This window comes from Coleofasciculus sp. (genome assembly GCF_046539235.1).
Taxonomy (GTDB): Bacteria; Cyanobacteriota; Cyanobacteriia; order Cyanobacteriales; family Coleofasciculaceae; genus Coleofasciculus.
On the sequence record NZ_JBKHHI010000301.1, the window covers coordinates 1 to 8,287 of the forward strand.

Annotated in this window: 6 protein-coding genes and 1 pseudogene; 3 read left to right on the plus strand and 4 right to left on the minus strand. The window is 44.8% G+C overall.

All coding sequences use genetic code 11. From position 1 onward, the window contains the following. Positions 1–64 precede the first annotated feature (64 nt). Positions 65–1,936 carry a DCC1-like thiol-disulfide oxidoreductase family protein gene (locus ACLFWI_RS21945; protein WP_446414682.1) on the minus strand — a complete coding sequence of 624 codons (1,872 nt, stop codon included), beginning with the start codon at positions 1,934–1,936 and terminating at the stop codon, positions 65–67. 103 nt (positions 1,937–2,039) lie between these two features. Next, positions 2,040–2,984 (minus strand): hypothetical protein, encoded by a 945-nt coding sequence (locus ACLFWI_RS21950; RefSeq protein ID WP_446414683.1) that lies wholly within the window; start codon positions 2,982–2,984, stop codon positions 2,040–2,042. Between the two features lie 358 nt (positions 2,985–3,342). Between ACLFWI_RS21950 and ACLFWI_RS21955 the strand changes: the two genes are divergently transcribed. The 3 genes from ACLFWI_RS21955 (at position 3,343) to ACLFWI_RS21965 (ending at position 6,825) form a co-directional block, all read left to right on the plus strand. Then, positions 3,343–5,151, plus strand: a complete 1,809-nt coding sequence (locus ACLFWI_RS21955; RefSeq protein ID WP_446414684.1) for an LA_3751/LA_3752 family putative glycosyltransferase — start codon at positions 3,343–3,345, stop codon at positions 5,149–5,151. An 81-nt stretch (positions 5,152–5,232) separates the two neighbouring features. Next, the gene (locus tag ACLFWI_RS21960; RefSeq protein WP_446410658.1) at positions 5,233–5,688 is read left to right on the plus strand and encodes a hypothetical protein; all 456 of its coding nucleotides are present in this window, start codon (positions 5,233–5,235) and stop codon (positions 5,686–5,688) included. 6 nt (positions 5,689–5,694) lie between these two features. Then, entirely contained in the window at positions 5,695–6,825 is a 1,131-nt protein-coding gene (locus ACLFWI_RS21965; protein ID WP_446414685.1) for a DegT/DnrJ/EryC1/StrS family aminotransferase, read from the plus strand. Between the two features lie 188 nt (positions 6,826–7,013). Here ACLFWI_RS21965 and ACLFWI_RS21970 read toward each other — a convergent pair whose 3' ends face one another. After that, positions 7,014–7,808 carry a polyprenol monophosphomannose synthase gene (locus ACLFWI_RS21970; RefSeq protein ID WP_446414686.1) on the minus strand — a complete coding sequence of 265 codons (795 nt, stop codon included), beginning with the start codon at positions 7,806–7,808 and terminating at the stop codon, positions 7,014–7,016. Between the two features lie 239 nt (positions 7,809–8,047). Then, a pseudogene (locus ACLFWI_RS21975) lies at positions 8,048–8,218 on the minus strand (DUF2330 domain-containing protein); the annotation flags it as partial. Between the last annotated feature and the right edge of the window lie 69 nt (positions 8,219–8,287).

Genomic DNA, 8,287 nt, shown 5'->3' on the forward strand with positions numbered 1-8,287 from the left:
TCGGGAAGGCTTCGCATACATTAGTGTAGCAGCGATTTTAATCGCCGTGGCAAAAAGAGGGTAACTAATCCGAACAAGATTGCTCCAATCTCTTAACCTTCTCTACCTCTTGAGGTTCACCTGGCGGTACAGTTCTCTCATCCATAAAATACATCTCAAAACTCTCCAATTGCTTACCACCTTCATGGGTAGCATTCCACGTCCGACAGAGATACTTGCCATAATAAGGATAAAGCTTTTTGCCGATCGCGCGATTTAAATTAATGAAATAAACCCGCCATTGCTGATTCCCATATATCGCCTTTAACTGCTGAGGAGTCGGCTTATCCCAATTCACCGCACCCCCACCGAGAAGAACATCGATTTCACTGCCATTCTTCAGTTTACCTTCAATCACATGCCAACCATCATCTAGAGGCGGTGACGGCGCAAAAATACTCCACGACTGATCCAATCGCGTCAAACGACTCACCGGATCAAGGCGCTGAAATGTCCGGCGATTCAAAAACTTATGCGTCGCACTAATCCAGTCATCTTTCTCAACCGATCGTCTGGAAAAGGTTTGAGCAGCAAAACTGCGAAGATTCCAAATAAATGTAAACAGTAGTAAAGCTAACGCGATCGCATTCAGCAGCCGTGAAGGACGCACCTCAATCGGGCGAAACTTTAGCGGTTTAGTCAACATCCCAGCCGTGCGCCGATTGGTGGCTATTGTCTCATAAAACCTCGTCCCCACCGCCATAACTGGACGCCATCTCAACACCTTAGCCAAGAACCCAAATAACGGCGATAGACTCACCACATAGGCGATAGCTTCAAACTTAAAATGCCGATTTCCTTGCCAATCCACAACCACCCAGGAATTTTTGGCTTCCATATCCGCACAAATGGACGCATCATCTTGAGCCATTAGTAACGGAGTTCTCGGCAAAATTAAAAACGTGCGAATTAGGTGGACAACCTTCTTGCAAAAGCCACAATCGGCATCATAATAAATCCTTAACCCCCGACGTTTATCGGTATTCAACCGCTTAGCCAGTCCATCCCAAACCGGACTCGGAAGCAACGCCAACCACGTCGCCATACTCAGAAACGATAAAACCCCCAGTTCAAAACTTAACTCAAACCCAATATGTAACAGAATAAACGAAACAATCGCCACGCAGCGGAAAAAGCTATTCCGGAAGGGAATAAATATCATCAACGGTCCGATCCATTCAAACCAGAGGGCGCTAAATGTAATCGCTTTTAACAAGAGTGGCGGAAAGCTCAGTAAAAATAGACCAAATCCCGATACATACTGATCGAAACTTAAGGAATAATACACCGCATCGCCTTGGGGCCACCAAATTTCACTCTGGGTTTTATACGCCGCCGACCACATATAAATAAAGCACAGTTGTACCATCAAGGCAAACGTCGCACCATAGACAACCCGCTTGGGTAATGGTTGGGTTGATGTATTCAGCGCACTATCCACCGAATAACACGCACCCAAGGGTAAAAACATAGCCCAAAACAGGATCGCTCGCAGCACATCATCGGCAGCAAAAATTAACGCCGGATTGCGGTGTTGCAGGGAGATAACTAACGCCCACGTCGCAATTGTTGCTAGTCGGGTGCGATACCCCACCAACATCATCAAAGCGATAAAAAACGCCAATAAAAAAAGTAGCCCTTGGACAAAGGGCTGACCGCTAATCAAATGGATAGACAGATACCAGGGATTGAGCAATTCGTCAATTAGGGCGCTGCGCGGGAGTATACCATAATCCGTATAATGAGCATTTAACCCTTTAACTCGGATGATTAAATCCCAAATCACCATCAACGCCAGACCGATACGAAAAACTGCTAGCGATCGCAGATCAAGCCCAAACACTTCCTCTATCTTAGAGGCTAAAGGACGTTTAGTTTTTGCTTTATCACCAACCATACTAAAATAAACCTTCTTTTGTATCGAGAAAACCCATTCAGCACGTGAAACCGTTTAAATTTAGCCCGATTAACTCCGAAAATCTTAAATTTTCTGACTTGACTTACTTCGCCTGGGTGCGGTCTTTCTTAACAAAGGGTTCTAATCCTTCAACCAGTTCTCTCGCTCTAATTTTCCGACTGTCCGGTAAAAGGTGGTGGTGCGTATCCGCAAACAAACTCGAATCGCTTTTTAGGTTAAACGTCTCTGGATCATAGGCGATTACCGGGGCAATTTTTTCTAACTCTGCGGCAATCTTTCTCATATTCGCGATCGACTCTTGCTCTGTACTACCATAGACCCAAGGTAAGGATAAAACTAAAGTAGCGCCTTTGGCTTCCACCTGCTCCCGAAATTTAGTGATTCGCTCTATGGCATGATCAGAAATCGGTTCCTTAATTTGCCATTTCCACCACTTACCGTGGCGGACTTTGGTCACTGTGGGATCTCCTCGGTTAGTAAAAGGATCGGAGTAATATCCCGTCATTTCGCCTTTTTCGATCAGGTCTATTGTCGATTTCGTCAGTCCTCGTAGAGTCGGTGTTCCCACCAGCAATAAGTTTTCAGCTAGCTGCTGGGGTGGAACATCACCCAAACCTGGTCGTCCAATGGCAATACCAAATGGCACCGAACGGTCTAGCAACCCATCATCATCTAAAAGAATTAAATCTTCAGGAATCAGCAGCACAATATCTCCAGGGCTTACTTGCTCTAAAATACTAGGCAGGATTACATTCAGCCCCACTGGTCCATCTAATCCGAGGTTGAACACCGGAATACCCAGTTCCGCTTCTATCGCCGCCGCACTCGTGGCATAATTCGCTCCTGAACCCCCCACAATCAGCACTCGGGTTGGTGCTTGTACTTGTTCAGCTACTGCTATCTTGTGTTCGTACATTTTTCGCAGGAAGCTTAATTCACCGCCATGATGGACGTTATAAATGTAACCGAGGAACCAAGCGATACCTGCCGTGATCAACCAAGATCCTAGCTGAAAAGATTTCCACATAAGAGCAATACTATATAACTATACAACCGTTAATTGTAAGGATTAGGTGAAAGATACGCCATCAAGTTGCCGGACTATTTTACGTTTTGTAAATAAATATAAATATAATCCTCTAAAGACGACCAGGGTTGTCAAGCTGTATTGGTCAAAAAACGATGATTTTCCTAGAATAAACGAAATTTTCAGCGGCTGCCACAGATTTCTAAATAAATGTAAAATAATTGGCAGCCATTGAAAATCACGACGTTGCCAAGAAACTCCGTTATATAATGATCAAGTTGTTGCTTGACGCCATGTCGCCTAAACGACTCTTATCAAGATAAACTTTTGGCTTAATGAATCGTCACCCTACACACTCATGAAAATCAAGCTTGAGCCGATTCCGTTAGGGATTATTGTCATTGGAGTGTTATTTTCACTCTATTTACAATTTCAAATTCCCGAAGGTACGTATTTTAGCGGCGATGCTGCGCTCAAATCCTTACTCGCACAGCAGTTAAGTACGGGTGAATGGCGCTTTGATCTCTGGCAACCCACAGAAGCCTGGGTGCGAAATCTTTGGCAGGATGGACTATATCCTTATGCACCACCGTTTGTTTACAACGTAGCGGGGCGCTATTACATTACCTTTCCCTTTACGTTTCCCCTAGTTACCGCACCATTTTATGCGCTTTTTGGCTTCAGAGGTCTTTATCTGGTTCCGTTAGTTGCCACTTGGGCAATCTGGGGTACTTTCTATCTTACCTGTAAGCGTTTAAAGGTTAGTGCATTTCATACCTCAATTGCGTTAATTGGTCTGATCTTTGCCTCGCACTTAACCCTGTATAGTGCCATGTATTGGGAGCATAGCCTTGCGGTTGCGCTTTGCTTTGCAGGTATGGCAATGCTGCTAATGATCGGATATCCATCGGGTTTATCGAAACCCACTGCTGTAGTCAGTGGCGGTTTAATCGGTTTATCGGCTTGGTTTAGACCTGAGTTTTTGTCTATGGTGGCGACGTTATCCGCTTTGGTGATTATTGCCGCATTAGCGAAGAGTAATTTTTTGAATTTGTTTAACAAGTTTAACTTCAAATCTATCCATTATTTAGCCAAAAATAAGGAAACTTTTATCGCTAGTATGTTCGTGGCAGTCAGCCTATTTTTTGTCGCCAACAAACTGGTTTACGGTCTTTTTCTGGGAATGCATGCTGTAGAAATTGTCGAGGAGTTCTCTTGGACTCGCCGTCTTGCCGAGGCTTGGGGCAATTTTCAGGAACTTAGTGTCGTCGGATTTGAGTACTTCCCGCTCGCCTTTTTTCCGCTGCTTTACTTGCTCTTGTATGGCTTTAAGAGACTAGAAGCTAAACTGAATCTGAAACTTGTAACCATTGGTATAATTGGTCTATTAATTGCCGCCGCTGGGTATCTGTTTCTGACCGGAGGTGCGGCTGAGTTAAAGACAGCGATTAAGCAATATAGTATACCAATCCTCATCGCGATCGCGTGGCTGTATGTGTTCAGAAAAATTGAGGTAAAATTCAATGCTAGGATAGGGGTAATCTATCTAATCTGTGTGATGTTCACCGCTGGTGCTTGTTTATTGTTAGATTCTGGCGCGGACGAGATTGCGGTTGGGGGTAAGCAGTGGGGACCACGATACTTATTGTCTCTTATACCCTTAGTAACCTGGGTAACGATAGAGGAGCTAAATTTGATCAAGGACAGATCACGTCCCCTTTTCCGATACATCAGCATTTTTACCATCGTTGTCCTCTTAGCCATTGGCATCCACAAAAACATTTACTTAGGCACACTGGCGTTGCAGAAGGCGCATCAAGGTGTTCCTCCCGCCACCCAACTCTTGCGAGAAACTCCAGAACGGGTGATTGCAGTTTCTCATCAATACGCGGCTCAATTACTAGAACCCCCTCTCCGAGGCAAAAAGTTCTTTTTTCAGGCGGAAACTAGCACTGATTTAGTTAAATTGAGTAAAGTATTAGTTGAGCAGAATCAGGATCAATTTATTTATGTATGTTATCCTTATCGAAAATGCCAGCCACCCGAAGATAGTCAGGATAATCTCCAATTCACTAAAGGTGAGCGGCGCTTTCAGATTGAATTGTCTAATTTAGGTCAGTTTGGCAAATATCCCATCTACGAAGCCTCGATTAAGCAACCCTTGTAGACGAGTAATCGTTGAGCTATACTTTAAATTCTAGTTATAGCGCCAATGTCGTCTTGATCCAACTCTACTTTGAGAACTCCAATGTTAATAAAACCTCGCAAAAAACAACTACAAGAAATTGTTCATAACCAAGAAGTATTTGCCATTATTATTACCACTGAATTTAACCAACCTGGTATTCACTTTTTTACCCCTGACAGCTTTTCGCAACAGCTAGCCTATATGAGGCATCCGACGGGAAAAACGATTACCCCTCACATCCACAATCAAGTCCGTCGAGAAGTCTTTTACACTCAGGAAGTTCTGTTTATTAAACAAGGAAAACTGCGAGTCGATTTTTATGACGACCAGCAACAGTATTTAGAGAGTCATATCCTAGAAGCTGGAGATGTCATTCTCTTGATTAAAGGAGGACATGGCTTTGAAGTCTTAGAAGAAGTAGAAATGATTGAAGTCAAGCAAGGTCCTTATGTGGGGAATGAGGACAAGACTCGTTTCCCCGGCGTTGAGAGCAAACAGGTCAAGATAACGGATTAACCAACTATGGGAGAACCAATTCCGGTCAATGAACCCCTGTTAGACGGCAAAGAAAAGCAATATCTCAATGAATGTATAGACACAGGATGGATTTCGTCTGAAGGACCATTCGTCAAGCAATTTGAAGCCGAATTTGCCACTCGTGTGGAACGAAAACATGGCATAGCTGTGAGTAATGGTTCCATGGCTTTGGATGCGGCTATCGTTGCTCTGGGAATTGGTGCAGGGGATGAAGTCATTCTACCCACATTTACGATTATCTCCTGTGCCGCTGCGATTGTCAGGGCGGGGGCGATTCCAGTTGTCGTGGACAGCAACCCCCACACCTGGAATATGGATGTCCAGCAGGTAGAAGCAAAGATTACCCCCAAAACCAAAGCGATTATGGTTGTCCATATCTACGGATTACCTGTGGAGATGGACGCCATCCAAGCTTTAGCCCAAAAATATAAATTATTGGTGATTGAAGATGCTGCCGAAATGCACGGTCAAACCTATAAGGGAAAACCTTGTGGCAGCTTGGGTGATATTAGTACGTTTAGCTTTTATCCCAACAAACACATTACCACAGGTGAAGGGGGAATGATTGTCACCGATGACGATAACCTAGCTCAACGCTGTCGTTCTCTGCGAAATCTGTGTTTTCAACCCCAGCAGCGTTTTGTCCATGAAGACTTAGGCTGGAACCTACGCATGACCAACTTACAAGCCGCCGTTGGACTGGCTCAATTAGAGCGGTTGGATGAATTTGTAAGTCGTAAACGCCAGATGGGACAAGGTTACACAGAACTTCTTGGGAATGTAGCAGGTTTAGAGTTACCCCTTCCCCGCACCGATTATGCGGAAAACATTTACTGGGTGTATGGTGTAGTCTTAACCGATGAGGTGTCTTTTGATGCGACAGAGGCAATGAAACGGTTAAGAGAACATAAAATCGGCAGTCGCCCATTCTTTTGGCCTATGCACGAACAGCCTGTATTTCATAAGATGGGACTATTCAAAGGGGAGTCTTACCCTGTCGCTGAACGTTTAGCCCGCCGAGGCTTCTATATTCCCAGTGGTATGGCGTTAACCCCTGAACAGATAGAACGAGTCGCCGTCACCGTTAAAGAGATTTTATCAGAAGGTGGGCAATAACACAGAACCAGACTCCTAACGTTTCTAAGTTAAGGCTGGTGGGCAGTGCCCACCCTACAGTAGCATTTTGGAGGAAGCGCTCATACAATCTTCCCTCAACTATTGCCTGTTGCCTATTGCCTGTTCTCTGTTAACTGTTAACTGTTTCCTGTTCCCTCCCCTTACCACAAGACTCCCGAAAGCAAGCCTTAAGTTAATGATTTTTTCCGGGAAAGCTGCCAGATAGTTGACACATATTTGCGTCCTTTGACTAAGTAATCCCACAAGTTTATACCCGTTTTGCTCTCCCCCGCTGTACGAGGTACGCAGATGTAAGGGATTTCGACGAGTCGGTAGTTGAGTCGTTTGGCACGGTATAACAAATCGATGCAGTATTCACCATAACCCCCACGCAGCTTGATGCGCTCCAATACTTCGGCGCGGGCGGCGATGAAACCGCTCGTGTAATCATGTATCCGGCTGTATAGCATCACTCTGGCGAAGGAATTGATAATCCAACTTAGGGTGCGAGCCATTAAACCGTGAGCTCTATCCGTTCCCCCCGGAACCCACCGGGAACCAAAGGCAACATCGGCTTCGTTTTTCTGGATAGCTTGCACCAGTCGGGGTACGTCTTCAGGGGGCATGGAGAGGTCACAATCCATCCAAGTGACGATTCCAGCATTATAGGTGTGAATCGCCTCATCAATGCCGCGCTGGATAGCCGAGGTTAGACCTTTTTCACCAATACGCCGGACTAAGGCAACCGCCAATCTGTTACCATCCTCTGGTGAAGTAGAGGAAATAGGATAGCGATCGGCAAACTGTTCTACAATTTGCCATGTGCCATCAGGGGAATTGTCATCAATCACAAGCACCAGGTAGGGGGCGGCGTTACTCGCCAGAAGGCGCTCAATCAGCGCAGTGATATTGTCCTGCTCGTTGTAAGTCGGCAAGACTGTACAAACTAGTTGATTGGGTGATGCATCTTGAACGTCGGACATTTATCCTCTCCAGATTAGCCGTTACCAGAGGAAAGGAGCAGCCGAGAGTAACTTTTTCCCCTTTCTTCTGTTCATAAACATACTCTGAGAGGAAATCTTTGGTCAATTCCCAATCCTTACTCTTACTTGTCTGGCTTTCGTCTCAGTTGCCCTTAATCGCCATTGGATTGCTCAATGATTAATGCATTATAGATGGGATACTTACCAAATTTCCCTAATTTAGGTAATTTAATCATAAAAATCCGGCGATCGCCATCCCGTGCGATAATCACTTGAGAGGCTTGGTTATAAAGCTTTGTATCTGCTTTGGCTACATAAAATCCACAAAATGCTAAGGCTTTTGGCGCAAATATCATGATGGCAAAAACTGCCAAAGCTAACGCAATTAATACCTGTAATAGCTTTTTCATCATCGGCTCACATTTTCGTCATTGGTCATTGGTCATTGGTCATTGGTCATTGGTCATTGGTCATTGGTC